Consider the following 14,055-nt stretch of genomic DNA (forward strand, 5'->3'; position numbering starts at 1 on the left):
TGGACCAGATCATCATGCCGCCGAGGCCCCGGGCCTGTGCCCAGTCGGTCTTCTGGGTCATGGCGGTGGGGTCGTCGTAGGTCCAGAAGGTCTCGCCGTCGTAGATCCAGGCGGTACCGGCCTCGTCGCCGCGGAAGAGCTCGAACTCGCCGGAGGCGACCTTCTCCTTGAGGACCTTCCAGTCCTCGGTGCCCGCTCCGTACGTTCCCTGCGCGGGGCCGGCCGCGGGCTGGAAGAGGCCGTCGCCCTCGGGGCCGGCTTCCACACCCGTCCATCCCTGTCCGTAGAAGGGGACGCCAAGGACGAGCTTGCCCGGGTCCACGCCCCGGTCCAGGTAGGCCTGGACGACGAGCTCGGTGGAGATCACCGGGTTCGGGTCGCGGGCGTCGACGACCAGGTTGGACTGGTGGTTCGTGGTGGACTCCCACGTGCCGTGGTAGTCGTAGCCCTGCACGGTGACGAAGTCGAAGTTGGGCATGAGCTCGTCCAGCTCGTACCCGGCGTCCAGCCGCCAGCCTCCGGCGGGCATGAACGCGGTCAACTCGTAGTGGCGGTCGGTCTCCTCGCCGAGCTCGTCCATCTGCTCGCGGAACTCCTGCACCAGGGCGGTGTAGTTCTCCTTGTCCTCGGGGCGGACGGTGTTGTGCGGGTGGCCGTTGGAGCCGGGCCACTCCCAGTCCAGGTCGATGCCGTCGAAGACCCCGTAGGCGGTGCCCTCACCGCCCGCGCCGTCGATCTCGGGCAGGTTCCCCCTCAGGTACAGGTCGACGCAGGAGGAGACGAGCCTCTCGCGGGACTCCTCGGTCAGCGCGGCGTCGGAGAAGTGCTCGGACCAGCTCCAGCCGCCCAGGGAGACGCTGACGGTCAGGTGGGGGTACCTCTCCTTGAGCTCGCGCAGCTGGTTGAAGTTGCCGCGCAGCGCCTGGTCCGGATCGTCGGCGACACCGTCCACGCTCTCCTCGGCGGGGACGGCGCGACCGTAGTCGGCGTGGGCGTCGCCCTGGCCGGGCTCGTCGCTCATGAAGCACTCGCCGTCGGCGCTGACGTTGCCGAAGGCGTACTGGATGTGCGTGAGCTTCTCGGCGCTGCCGCTCTCGATCAGGTCGCGGACGTGGTAGTCGCGCTCCTCGGCGCTCCACTGGGTGTAGTAGGCGACGCTGTAGCCGTCGTGGGAGGGGCCGTCTCCGCCGTCCCCGGCGCAGGGGGAGCCGTTGACCAGGCACCCCACGGGGTCGGTGGCGCCGTCGGAGTGCAGGCCGTTGAAGCCGAAGGAGTAGCTGCCGCCCGCGGGCACGCTGGCGCCCCAGTGCGGCGGGGTGATCGTGTAGCCCTCGGGGGTGCCCGCGAGGGTGGCGTTCCACAGTTCGTGGACGCGGCTGCCGTCGGGGAGCGAGAACTCGATGCTCCAGTCGTCGACCGGGGTGTCGGAGGCGTTGTGGACGGTGATCTCACCGGTGTAGCCGGTGTTCCACCGGGCCGACTCCACGTAGGTGACCGTGAGGTCGGAGGCGGCGGCCTCCTGGGCGGCCTCCTGGGCGGCGGCCGGGGAGGCGGCCAGCGCGAGGGGGGCGAGCAGCACGGCGGCCGCGGCGGCCGCGAGGCGGGTACTGAAACGTCGTGCTCTCACGTCGTGGCATCTCCTGGTGCGTGAGCGGGGGTCGGGGGGAGGTACGACCGGGCTCCTGAGGCGGAATGGGATGGGCTGCGGTCGTGTGCGCGGGACCGCGGAGAGTGGCGGTCCCCGGGCGTGGTCGGCGGCCTCCTCCAGGGGTGGTCCACGGGCCAAGCGAGGACAGGGGATCATTCCTGAGCCTCTGACGTGGGGGGATAAATTTTTAGGAAACTTAACTAATAATTCCTGGCGCCGTCAAGGCCTGAGGGGGAACTCTCTGGCACCCGTTGGGGCGGAGGGGCGGTCTTCCAGCTCCGGTGTCGGCCGCGCCATGAATTTTCCGAGTTGGGGGGACGGACCGGTTGCGCATGCGTGATTTGTCCCCTTGTGGCCATGGAAAAGTATTGTGTTCTTTCCTGTTCGCTGCTAGCGAAGTCGCTCTGTGTCTCTTCGTGCCCTCCGCGCCCCTGTGGAACCCAACGTCACTCCTGTTGCGGTATGCCACGTCCGTCACTCCAGGGTGTCGCGACGAGGACGTCGCCGTGCGGACGCCCGCCTTCGGGGAACCGTCCGCCCGCTCCCGGAACCGGGCCGACCCGGGGGCGGGCGGGCGCCGCCTAGAGTGAACCCGTGGGTAACCCGTTGAATCTCCCGTTCGACCCGATCGAGCGGGCACACGACAACTGGACGCGCAGATGGGGGGCCTCGCCCGCCATGGCGGCGGTCACCTCGGTCATGCGCGCGCAACAGATCCTGATCGGGGAGCTGGACGGCGCCCTCAAGCCGTTCGGCCTGACCTTCGCGCGCTACGAGGCCCTCGTCCTGCTCACCTTCAGCGGCTCCGGCTCCCTCCCCCTGGGCAAGATCGGCGAGCGCCTCATGGTGCACCCGACCAGCGTCACCAACACCATCGACCGACTGGAGGGGCAGGGCTTCGTGTGCCGCCTCCCCAACCCGAGCGACGGTCGCGGCGTGCTGGCCGAGATCACCGACACCGGGCGGCGGGTCACCGAGGAGGCGACCCAGGCCCTGCTGTCCATGGACTTCGGTCTCGGTTGCTACTCCGACGAGGAGCTGTGGCGCATGCACGAGGTGTTCACCAAACTCAGGGTGGACTTCGGGGACTTCCCCGAACCGGTCGAGGAGGCCGCCGAGGGCCGCTGAACGCCCGTCGAGCGCGGAGGGCGCCGCGGGTGCCCTCCCTGTACATCATTAGTTGGACGTCCTACTATTTCGGTATGGCGAACACCACGAACGACCCCACCAACGGCGGCGGGGCCGAGGAGATCGAGGCCGGGCGTGAGCGCTGGCAGCGCCGCTACGACTCCGCGCGCACCCGCGACGCCGACTTCACCTCCCTCTCCGGACGCACCCTGGAGCCCGTCTACGGGCCCCGGCCCGGCGCCGAGGTCCCGGGCTTCGAGCGCATCGGCTGGCCGGGGGAGTACCCCTACACGCGCGGCCTCCACGCCACCGGCTACCGGGGGCGGGCGTGGACCATCCGCCAGTTCGCCGGGTTCGGCAACGCGCGCCAGACCAACGAGCGCTACAAGATGATCCTGGCCTCCGGCGGGGGCGGGCTCTCGGTCGCCTTCGACATGCCCACCCTCATGGGCCACGACTCCGACTCGCCCCACGCGCTGGGCGAGGTCGGCCACTGCGGTGTGGCCGTGGACTCCGTCGCCGACATGGACCTGCTCTTCGACGGGATCCCCCTCGGGGAGACCACCACCTCCATGACCATCAGCGGTCCGGCCGTCCCGGCCTTCTGCATGTACCTGGTGGCGGCCGAGCGGCAGGGGGTGGACATCCGCACCCTCAACGGCACGCTCCAGACCGACATCTTCAAGGAGTACATCGCCCAGAAGGAGTGGCTCTACCCGCCCGAGCCCCAGCTGCGGCTGATCGGCGACCTCATGGAGTACTGCGCGGAGAACATCCCCGCGTACAAGCCCCTGTCGGTGTCGGGCTACCACATCCGCGAGGCCGGGGCCACGGCGGCCCAGGAGCTCGCCTACACCCTCGCCGACGGCTTCGGCTACGTCGAGCTGGGCCTGTCCAGGGGGCTGGACGTCGACACCTTCGCGCCCGGACTGTCCTTCTTCTTCGACGCGCACATCGACTTCTTCGAGGAGATCGCCAAGTTCCGCGCCGCGCGCCGCATCTGGGCCCGCTGGCTACGCGACGTCTACGGCGCCAGGACGCAGAAGGCCCAGTGGCTGCGGTTCCACACCCAGACCGCAGGGGTCTCCCTGACCGCGCAGCAGCCCTACAACAACGTCGTCCGCACCGCCGTGGAGGCGCTCTCGGCCGTCCTCGGCGGCACGAACTCGCTGCACACCAACGCCCTGGACGAGACCCTGGCACTGCCGACCGAGCAGTCCGCCGAGATCGCCCTGCGCACCCAGCAGGTCCTCATGGAGGAGACCGGGATCGTCAACGTCGCCGACCCGCTCGGCGGCTCCTGGTACCTGGAGGCGCTCACCGACGAGCTGGAGGCCGAGGCCGAGCGCGTCTTCGCCCACATCCTGCACATGGGCGGGGGCCGGGAGGCCGAGCACGAGATCGGCCCGATGACCTCCGGCATCCTCGCCGGAATCGAGAACGGTTACTTCAGCTCCGAGATCGCCGAGTCCGCCTTCCAGTACCAGCAGGCCCTGGAGAAGGGCGACAAGAAGATCGTCGGCGTCAACTGCCACACGAACACGGTCTCCGGCGAGCTGGACATCCTCAAGATCAGTCACGAGGTCGAACACGAGCAGAAGCGCGCCCTCGGCGAACGCCGCACCCAGCGCGACGGCGCCGCCGTGGACCGCGCCCTGGCCGCGTTGCTGGAGGGCGTGCGCGCGGGCGACCGCAACCTGATCCCGCTGATCATGGACGCGGCCCGCGCGGAGGCCACGCTCGGCGAGATCTGCGGGACCATGGGGGAGGAGTTCGGGACCTACACCGAGGACCCGCAGTTCTGAGGTGTGGGGCGCCCTGAGGTCGTACGACCCGTTGTCGTACCCCGGGGCGTCCGACACGGGCGGGGACCCGGGTCCCCGCCCGTGCTTCCGCGACCCCGTCCGCGAGTGGGCCACGTCCTCCCCGCGCATACGGCAGGATGGAGGCATGCAGCCTTCGGACTTTTCACCGAACAGTGCCGTTGACCTCGGCGCGCGCAAGGCGGCCATGGAACGCGAGGCCAAACAGCGCGCGGCGGAGTCGGCGGGTCGATCCAATCCCTACGCCGTCAACGTCGACGAGTCCAACTTCCAGGCCCAGGTCCTGGAGCGGTCCATGTCCGTTCCGGTCGTGCTGGCCGTCCTCGCGGGATGGTCCGAGCAGTCCAAGCAGGTCGAGGACGCCCTGGACAAGATCTCGGCGGCCTCCGGCGGCAACTGGCTCCTGGCCAAGGTCGACAGTGAGGCCAGCCCGCGGCTGGTCCAGGCTCTCCAGGTGCCCAGTACCCCGATGATCGTCGTGGTCGTCCAGGGGCAGCTCCTGCCCGGCCCCGCGGGGCCGGCCACCGAGGAGCAGCTCACCGGCTGGCTGGTCGAGGCGTTCGCCGCCCTCAAGGAACAGGGCGCGCTGCCCGCGGACCACCCCGGCACCATCACCGCCGAGCCCGGTGCGGAGGGCGCGCAGGCGGCCGAGGACGAGCAGCCCCAGGGCCGTCCCGTGGACATCGAGGCCCAGGAGGCCCTGGACCGGGGCGACTTCGAGGCGGCCGAGGCCGTCTACGCCAAGGCGGTGAAGGCCGACTCCGGCGACGTCGAGTCCAGGAGCAAGCTCGCCCAGGTCCGCCTGGTCGCCCGGCTCCAGGACGTGGACCCGACCACCGCCCTCCAGGCGGCCGCCGACAACCCCACCGACGTCACCGCCCAGACCACCGCCGCCGACATCGACATGTACGGCGGCAAGTTCGAGGACGCCTTCGACCGCCTCATCACCCTGGTCAGGGACACCAGGGACGAGGACCGGGACAGGGCGCGCACCCACCTGCTCGGCCTGTTCGAGCTGCTGCCCGCGGGCGACCCGAGAGTCGGCGCCGCCCGCCGCAAGCTCACCTCCGCGCTGTTCTGACCGGTTCTCCGGGAAGCCGCGCGGTGGGCCGAGGGTGCCCGCGTCGAGCACCGACGCGGGCACCCTNGGCCTCCTTCCGGGGTGTCGCCCGCGGCGCCACCCGCGATGCGAGCCGGAGAGGCGGCGTAACTTTTGCGGTTTTTTACCATCGCGGTAATTATCACCTTGTGCTGACGCATGAGGCTTGACTCAGGTAAGGTGAGGCGACTCATTCACGGGTCGGCCCCCGCCCGGAACGGAGATCGCGCGGGCGGTGCGAGCGAGCACCGCGCGCACCGGACAACGCGGCACCCCCCATCCCGCGCACATGCGCGCCGACGGCGCCGTGCCCAGGCGAGCGTCCAACGGGGTGTCCCCGGACGCACCACACCAGCCAGAGCCAAGGAGCAACACGTGGCCACCCTTCCCAGCGTTTCCTACTCCATCACCGTCCGCCTCGAACTGGACGCTGGGGGCAGCGCCGTCGGCAGTCTCACCAACGCCGTCGAGCAGGTGGGCGGCATGGTCACCGCGCTGGACGTGGCCGCCGCCGGACACGAGCGCATCCGCATCGACGTCACCTGCGCCGCCCGCGACACCGAGCACGCCCAGGCCATCGTCGACGCCCTGGGCGCCGTCGAGGGCGTGGTCGTGCACAAGGTCAGCGACCGCACCTTCCTCATGCACCTGGGCGGCAAGATCGAGATGAAGTCCAAGGTGCCGCTGCGCAACCGCGACGAGCTCTCGATGGCCTACACCCCCGGCGTGGCCCGGGTCTCCCAGGCCATCGCCGCCAACAAGGACGACGCCCGCCGCCTGACCATCAAGCGCAACAGCGTCGCCGTGGTCACCGACGGCTCCGCGGTCCTGGGTCTGGGCAACATCGGCCCCGAGGCCGCCATGCCCGTCATGGAGGGCAAGGCCGCCCTGTTCAAACGCTTCGCCGACATCGACGCCTGGCCCATCGCCCTGGACACCCAGGACGTGGACGAGATCGTGCGCACCGTCCAGCTGCTGGCACCCGGCTTCGGCGGCATCAACCTGGAGGACATCTCCGCCCCCCGCTGCTTCGAGGTCGAGGCCCGCCTGCGCGAGCTGCTCGACATCCCCGTCTTCCACGACGACCAGCACGGCACCGCCATCGTCGTGCTCGCCGCCCTGCGCAACGCGCTGCGCGTCGTGGGCAAGAAGCTCTCCGAGGTCCGCATCGCCATGTCCGGCGCGGGCGCGGCCGGAACCGCGATCCTCAAGCTGCTCATGCACGCCGGGGCGCGCGACATCATCGTCAGCGACGTCCACGGCGCCGTGCACACCGGCCGCGAGGACCTGGACGCCAACCTGCGGTGGATCGCGGAGAACACCAACCCCAAGGGCTACGACGGCGACCTGCGGGGCGCCGTGGCCGGGGCGGACGTGTTCATCGGCGTCTCGGCCCCCAACGTGCTCGGCGGCGAGGACATCGCCGAGATGAACGAGGACTCCATCATCTTCGCGCTGGCCAACCCCGACCCCGAGGTCGACCCGGACGTCGCGCACCTGCACGCCTCCGTCGTCGCCACCGGCCGCAGCGACTACCCCAACCAGATCAACAACGTGCTGGTCTTCCCCGGTGTCTTCCGCGGCCTGCTGGACGCGCAGAGCCGCGACGTCACCTCGGACATGATGGTCGCCGCCGCCGAGGCGCTGGCCGACGTCGTCACCGAGGACGAACTGGGACCCAACTACATCATCCCCAGCGTGTTCCACTCCGACCTGTCCAACCACGTGGCCACGGCCGTGCGCGAGGCCGCCCAGCGTGACCAGGCCGGGCAGGCCGGGTAGACCGGGCTGGGATAACGGCCTGGAAACAACGGCTGGCCGGTCCGCGTTCCCGGGTAGAGGTGGGGACATGGACCAGCCGATGACCGGGCGCCTCCTCGTGGCCGCCCCCCTTCTCCAGGAGGACTCCTTCCGCCGCTCGGTGGTGTTCGTCGTGGACGACACCACCGACGGCACCCTCGGGGTGATCCTCAACCGGCCCCTGGACACGGCTGTCGACGAGGTCGTCACCGACTGGGGCGCCTACGCGAGCGAACCCGCGGTGATGTTCTCCGGAGGCCCGGTGGGCCCGGGCTCCGGTATCGCCCTGGGAACGACCGGCTCCGGTGAGCCGCCGCCCGGCTGGTCCCCCCTGGAGGGCCTGGACCCGCACCTGGGTCTGGACGGGATCGGCGTGGTGGACCTCGACGGTCCGGCCCAGGTACTGGGCGGGGCGCTGGGCGCGCTCCGCGTCTTCGCCGGCTACGCGGGCTGGAGCGAGGGCCAGCTGGCCGGTGAGATCGACGAGGGCGCCTGGTACGTCGTCGACGCGGTCGCCGACGACGTCTTCACCACCGCCCCCGAGGGGCTCTGGTCGCGGGTGCTGCGCCGTCAGGGCGGCGACATGGCGCTCCTGTCCACCTTCCCCGACGACCCCACCATGAACTGACGCATCAGGGGTGGGCCGCGACACCCTATACCGTGGAACACAGACGTCGAAAGGTGTGAGGCACGATGGCGATGGACATCCTCAACAAGGTGCTCCCGGACAGCGAGACCAAACCGGAGATCTCCCACGGTGACGGAGACCGGGAGCGGTTCGCCCACTACGTGCAGAAGGAGAAGATCACCCAGAGCGCCGTGACCGGCGACCCCGTGATCGCCCTGTGCGGCAAGGTGTGGGTGCCCAACCGGGACCCCAAGAAGTTCCCCGTCTGCCCCGAGTGCAAGAAGGCCTACGAGGAGATGATGAAGTAGTGCCCCTCCGGCCCGAGCGGCCGGAACACTCCCGGCGGGGAGGCCGTGCGTCCGGTGCCCACGACGGGTCCGCCCTGCCCCGGCGAGCACGCGAAAGGCCTTGGCACACGGCGTGTGCCAAGGCCTTCGTGCTGTCGCCGATCCCGCGCGCGGCCTCCGGCACCGGAAACCGGGGAATCCGGGGAGCGGGGAATCCGGGAACCCCCACCGGATGTCGTTTCCCGACCCTCCGGGCACGGTGGTGCGGTTATCGTGGTCCTGCACGATTTGGGGCTTGCGGCAGCCTACGCCCGCCGTGTGGCGATACTCTCCCCCAGGACGGATCGCCACCCAGGGCTCCCCCGCGGACGCGTCCACCGCGTCGCTGTCCAGCTCCGTCCACCAGCACGAGGTCGAGGTCCCACCCCGCACCCGAGCACCGGGGTTCCGCCGGTCCGTACTCTCGGGCGGGTGCACACGAGAGCGTCCACAGAAGTAGGTCGTATTGGTGTCCACAACTGAACGGCAGTTCCGCGAGGGTCCCCGATCCAGTGGAGGGAAGAGGCGGGCTTCGGGCGGTCGGCGCCGCGCGCCCAGACCCAAGGCCGCCCCCGGCGACGTCGTGCGCGGCATCGTCCGGTTCTTCGGCGAGATCATGCTGACCGCCGGTCTGCTCATGCTCTTCTACGCGTCCTACGAGGTGTACGGCTCCCAGTGGGAGACCGACCGCGAACAGGAACAGCTGGCCCAGGGGCTGGAGGAGGCCTGGGCCGCACAGGCGGAGGCGGCGGAGGAAGCCGGACCGGACTCCGCGCCCCTGCCGGGCAGCGCCGACAGCCGCCTGTACGTGCCGACCCTGGACCTGAACTGGGTGGTGGTCAACGGCACCACGCAGGAGGACATCCGCTACAGCCCGGGCCACTACACCGAGTGGCCCAGCGACCCCGGCGGGGAGGGCAACTACGCCGTGGCCGCCCACCGCACGCCCGGCCTGTTCTGGGACCTGGACCTGCTGGAGAACGGCGACGTCATGGTCCTGGAGGACGGGGAGAACTTCTACACCTACGAGGTCTTCCGCGAGGAGACGGTGCTGCCCAACGACGTGTGGGTCGTCGAACCGGACCCGTTCGACGAGGCCACCGACGAGGAACCCGGACGGTCCCTGATCACCCTCACCACGTGCGCGCCCAAGCTCAACAACACGCACCGCCTCATCGTCTGGGGCGAACTGGTGGAGACCACGCCCAAGTCCGAGGGGATGCCCGACTCGATCGCGCACATGGCCCCCGAAGCCAGCGAGTAAGGAACACGAATGTACGGTCTGATCTGGCGTGTCCTGCCCGGCCCGTGGATCTCCAAGCTCATCATGGCGCTCGGCCTGCTGGTGGGCGTGGGCCTGCTGCTGTGGTTCTTCGCCTTCCCGGCGATCTCCCCCCACATGCCCTTCAACGACGGCGCCGTCGAGACCGGGGGAGGCGGCGGTGCGGCCGGGGACGGATCAGCTCAGGCGGAGGTACCCGGCGGGGCTTCCGGGGGTCAGTGAACCCGGCGGGGACACGCCGTGTGCGCGGCACCACTGGCCGGACTCCCGGAACGGTCCACGGTGCCCGCTAATCTCGTGGGGGTGAGTAACGGGGGACGGTTCGCGAAATGACGGTGACGCAGACCACGACGGAGGATCGGCTCAGGGGCCTTCGCGCCTGGCAGCGGGAGGCGTTCGAGGAGTACTTCCGACGGGAACCACGTGACTTCCTCGCCGTGGCCACCCCCGGTGCGGGCAAGACCACCTTCGCCCTCACCCTGGCCAGCGAGCTCCTCCAACGGCACGCGGTGCGCGCCATCACCATCGTGTGCCCGACGGAGCACCTGAAGAAGCAGTGGGCCGAGGCCGCCGCCCGGTTCGGCATCGCCATCGACCCCGACTTCCGCAACGGGCAGGGCGCCCTGGGCCGCCAGTACGTCGGCGTGGCCGTCACCTACGCCCAGGTCGCCGCCCACCCCATGCTGCACCGCAACCGCACCGAGGCGCGCAAGACCCTCGTCATCTTCGACGAGGTCCACCACGCCGGTGACGCCCTGTCCTGGGGTGACGCGGTCCGCGAGGCCTTCGACCCGGCCGCGAGGCGGCTGTCCCTGACCGGGACCCCCTTCCGCTCCGACATCAACCCCATCCCGTTCGTCGACTACGTCCAGGACGGCGCCGGTGTGCGCCGCTGCTCCTGGGACTACAGCTACGGTTACGGGCCCGCCCTGGAGGACGGGGTCGTGCGCCCCGTCATCTTCATGGCCTACTCCGGCGAGATGCGCTGGCGCACCCGCGCGGGCGACGAACTGGCCGCCAGGCTGGGCGAGCCCCTCACCCAGGACGCGCTGTCCCAGGCGTGGCGGGCCGCGCTGGACCCCAAGGGCGACTGGATCAAGCGTGTGCTCCAGGCCGCCGACCGCCGCCTGACCGAGGTCCGCAAGACCCACCCGGACGCGGGCGGGCTGGTCATCGCCAGCGACCACGAGAACGCCCGCGCCTACTCGCGCATCCTCCGGCAGATCACCGGCAAGGGCGCCACGGTCGTCCTGTCCGACGACCCCACCGCGTCCAAGAAGATCTCCCGGTTCGCCGCGGGTGACGACCGTTGGATGGTCGCGGTGCGCATGGTCTCCGAGGGCGTGGACGTGCCGCGGCTGATGGTGGGCGTGTACGCCACCTCCACCAGTACCGCGCTGTTCTTCGCCCAGGCCATCGGCCGCTTCGTGCGGGTGCGCCAGCGCGGCGAGGTCGCTTCGGTGTTCCTGCCCTCCGTGCCGACCCTGCTGGAGTACGCGGGCGAGATGGAGCGCGAGCGCGACCACGTGCTCGACCGGACCCCGGCGGAGGGCGACGAGTACCCGGAGGAGGACCTCCTCAAGGAGGCCAACAAGAAGCGGGACACCCCCGACGCGGGGGAGGAGCTGCCCTTCGAGACCATGGAGTCGGCCGCGGAGTTCGACCGGGCCCTCTACGACGGGGCCGAGTACGGAGGCATGCCGGGATCCACCGAGGAGGAGGACTTCCTGGGGCTGCCCGGTCTGCTCGACCCGCAGCAGGTCTCCCAGCTCCTGCGCAAGCGCAAGGACGAACTCAAGGCCAGTGAGATCAGGGCCAGGAAGAGGGTGGACGAACCGGCCGAGGAGGAGGGCCCCACCCACCAGGTCCTGGCCGACCTGCGGCGTGAGCTGAGCGGTCTCGTGGGTGCCTGGCACCACCGCACCGGGAAGCCGCACGGGGTGATCCACAACGAGTTGCGCCGCGCCTGCGGAGGTCCCCCGGTGGCCCAGGCCACCCCGGCCCAGATCCGCGAGCGGATCGCCAAACTCCGCACCTGGGCTGTTGGCGGGCGATAGGCAGACCAGCTGCCCAAATCGGGCAAATACTTCGCAAGCCCGCGCATGCCTCATAAGCTCTTAGTGTCCACTCGCCTACTTTAAGCGACATGAGTGGACAAAACCCTCGCGGCGGGTCAGCCGCGTTCTGCGCCGGACTGCTGATGTGCGGGTTCGCCCTGGCGGGGATGGTCACGGTCGCGGTGCCCGGCCTGGTGGGAACCGACTCCTCACGCGTCCATCTGGCGCCGGGGCGCTCCGCGTCGCCGGAGCAGTGCCTCGCTGGTGCCCGGGTGGTCGACCCGGAGGCGAACCCCCAGTTCTCCGAGGGCGGTCACCTGACCCCGCAACAGGCGGCCCTCTACGACCAGCAGCTCCAGGAGGCACTCGTGCCCCTGCGCGGCCAGAAGCTCGAACCGCCCCACACCGTTCCCGTCGTGGTGCACGTCATCTCCGCCGAGGACGGTCGCGGCGAGGTCAGCGACGAACGCGTCCAGAAGCAGATCGACGTCCTCAACGCCGCCTACAGCGGCGAGTACGCCGGAGGCGCGGACGAGCCCGCCGACGCGGCCGCCCCCGAGGACGCCGCGCGGGCGGCCGGGGTCGCGGAGGCGCCGGAGGCCGCCGACACCGGTTTCCGCTTCGAACTCTCCGAGGTCACCCGCACGGCCAACGACGAGTGGTTCACCCGCTTCAGCACGCACCGCGACACCATCCGCTCCGAGTTGCGCCAGGGGGACGCGGAGACGCTCAACATCTACACCTCCGACCTGGGCACCGGCCTGCTCGGCTACTCCACCTTCCCGCAGGACTACGAGTCCGCCCCCGAACAGGACGGCGTGGTACTCGCCCACGACACCCTGCCCGGCGGCGACCGCGAACGCTTCAACCTCGGCCACACCGGCACGCACGAGGTCGGGCACTGGCTCGGGCTCTTCCACACGTTCCAGAACGGCTGCTCCTCGCCCGGCGACTACGTGGAGGACACCCCGAGCGAGCGCGAGGCCGCGTCCGGCTGCCCCGAGGGCCGCGACACCTGCCCCGAGGACCCGGGGGAGGACCCCGTCACCAACTTCATGAACTACAGCGACGACACCTGCATGACCCACTTCACGGAGGGCCAGGCCACGCGCATGGTCGAGCACTGGGAGGCCTTCCGGGCGGCCTGACCACGGTACGCACGGGACGCGTCCTTCCAGGTGGGTTCCTTGGTCCGCCGAAGCTCCGTCCGACCGGTACCGCCCTCCGGCACGGCGATGACTCCGCGCAGGCCTCCGCCACCGCTAACCTGAGGGGCATGGCAGCGAACACGTACCTGACCGGGATCAAGCCCACCGGCGACTTCCACCTGGGCAACTACATCGGCGCGATCAAGCCCGCCCTGAGCGCGGACACGGTGTACGACACCTACTACTTCATCGCCGACTACCACGCGCTCAACACCATCAAGGACGCCGACGAGCTCCGCCACAGCATCCGGTCAGGCGCTGCCACCTGGCTCGCGTGCGGGCTCGACCCCGAGCGGACGATCGTCTACCAGCAGTCCAGGGTGCCCGAGACCTTCGAGCTCACCACCATCCTGAGCGCCCTGACCCCCAAGGGCCTCATGAACCGCGCGCACGCCTACAAGGCCGCCCGCGACCGCAACAACGAGGCCGGGATCACCGACCTGGACGCCGGGATCAACATGGGGCTGTACAACTACCCCATCCTCATGGCCGCTGACATCCTCGTCATGGAGGGCACCCACGTCCCCGTGGGCCGCGACCAGTCCCAGCACATCGAGTACACCGCGGACATCGCCGGATACTTCAACCACCGCTTCGGCGAGTCCTACGGCTTCCCCATCCCCAAGGGCGTCATCGACGAGGGCGACGCGAGCATCCTGCCCGGCGTCGACGGCCGCAAGATGAGCAAGTCCTACGACAACCACATTCCGCTCTTCCTGCCCGAGAACAAGCTCAGGAAGGCCATCCGCCGCATCCCCACCGACTCCACGCCCGTCGAGGACCCCAAGGACCCCGACAGCTCGGTGCCCTTCCAGCTGCTCACCCACTTCGCCGACGCGGAGAGGGTCTCCGAGGTGCGCAAGCGCCTGGAGGCGGGCGGCATGGGCTGGGGAGACCTCAAGAACGAGCTGTTCGAGGCGGTCAACGCCGAGCTCGGCCCCAAGCGCGAGCGTTACGAGGAGCTGATGGCCGCCCCGGAGCGGATCGACGAGATCCTCCGGGCCGGTTCCGAGCGCGCCCGCCAGCGCGCCCGCGCCACCCTCGACCGGGTGGGGG

General features: G+C 70.2%; 12 protein-coding genes. 11 read left to right on the forward strand and 1 reads right to left on the reverse strand.

Annotated features, from left to right (window positions below):
* Positions 1 to 1,627, reverse strand: a 1,627-nt coding sequence (locus D455_RS0111020; RefSeq protein WP_017570783.1) for a glycosyl hydrolase family 18 protein, incomplete at its 3' end; no start/stop codon positions are given.
* Between the two features lie 627 nt (positions 1,628 to 2,254).
* On the opposite strand from D455_RS0111020, the gene D455_RS0111025 reads away from it, so the two are divergent.
* The 11 genes from D455_RS0111025 to D455_RS0111075 all read left to right on the forward strand — a co-directional run.
* The gene (locus D455_RS0111025) at positions 2,255 to 2,776 is read left to right on the forward strand and encodes a MarR family winged helix-turn-helix transcriptional regulator (RefSeq protein WP_026122521.1); all 522 of its coding nucleotides are present in this window, start codon (positions 2,255 to 2,257) and stop codon (positions 2,774 to 2,776) included.
* Positions 2,777 to 2,850: 74 nt separating this feature from the next.
* Positions 2,851 to 4,581: an acyl-CoA mutase large subunit family protein gene (locus D455_RS0111030; protein WP_017570785.1), complete on the forward strand. Its 1,731-nt coding sequence runs from the start codon at positions 2,851 to 2,853 to the stop codon at positions 4,579 to 4,581.
* Positions 4,582 to 4,726: 145 nt separating this feature from the next.
* Positions 4,727 to 5,680, forward strand: coding sequence for a tetratricopeptide repeat protein (locus tag D455_RS0111035; protein ID WP_040684790.1), 954 nt, complete (start codon positions 4,727 to 4,729; stop codon positions 5,678 to 5,680).
* Positions 5,681 to 6,073: 393 nt separating this feature from the next.
* A complete protein-coding gene (locus D455_RS0111040) occupies positions 6,074 to 7,480 on the forward strand; it encodes an NAD-dependent malic enzyme (protein WP_017570787.1) in 1,407 nt (468 codons plus the stop codon).
* 67 nt (positions 7,481 to 7,547) lie between these two features.
* The gene (locus D455_RS0111045; RefSeq protein ID WP_017570788.1) at positions 7,548 to 8,126 is read left to right on the forward strand and encodes a YqgE/AlgH family protein; all 579 of its coding nucleotides are present in this window, start codon (positions 7,548 to 7,550) and stop codon (positions 8,124 to 8,126) included.
* Positions 8,127 to 8,191: 65 nt separating this feature from the next.
* Positions 8,192 to 8,434 carry a DUF3039 domain-containing protein gene (locus D455_RS0111050; protein ID WP_017570789.1) on the forward strand — a complete coding sequence of 81 codons (243 nt, stop codon included), beginning with the start codon at positions 8,192 to 8,194 and terminating at the stop codon, positions 8,432 to 8,434.
* A 484-nt stretch (positions 8,435 to 8,918) separates the two neighbouring features.
* Positions 8,919 to 9,716, forward strand: a complete 798-nt coding sequence (locus tag D455_RS0111055) for a class E sortase (RefSeq protein ID WP_040684791.1) — start codon at positions 8,919 to 8,921, stop codon at positions 9,714 to 9,716.
* A gap of 9 nt (positions 9,717 to 9,725) precedes the next feature.
* Positions 9,726 to 9,956 (forward strand): hypothetical protein, encoded by a 231-nt coding sequence (locus D455_RS0111060; protein ID WP_017570791.1) that lies wholly within the window; start codon positions 9,726 to 9,728, stop codon positions 9,954 to 9,956.
* 107 nt (positions 9,957 to 10,063) lie between these two features.
* A complete protein-coding gene (locus D455_RS0111065) occupies positions 10,064 to 11,791 on the forward strand; it encodes a DEAD/DEAH box helicase (RefSeq protein WP_017570792.1) in 1,728 nt (575 codons plus the stop codon).
* Positions 11,792 to 11,934: 143 nt separating this feature from the next.
* Positions 11,935 to 12,939 (forward strand): zinc metalloprotease, encoded by a 1,005-nt coding sequence (locus D455_RS0111070; protein WP_017570793.1) that lies wholly within the window; start codon positions 11,935 to 11,937, stop codon positions 12,937 to 12,939.
* Between the two features lie 128 nt (positions 12,940 to 13,067).
* Positions 13,068 to 14,055, forward strand: a 988-nt coding sequence (locus D455_RS0111075; protein ID WP_017570794.1) for a tryptophan--tRNA ligase, incomplete at its 3' end; no start/stop codon positions are given.

Source organism: Nocardiopsis halotolerans DSM 44410 (assembly GCF_000341065.1).
GTDB lineage: Bacteria > Actinomycetota > Actinomycetes > Streptosporangiales > Streptosporangiaceae > Nocardiopsis > Nocardiopsis halotolerans.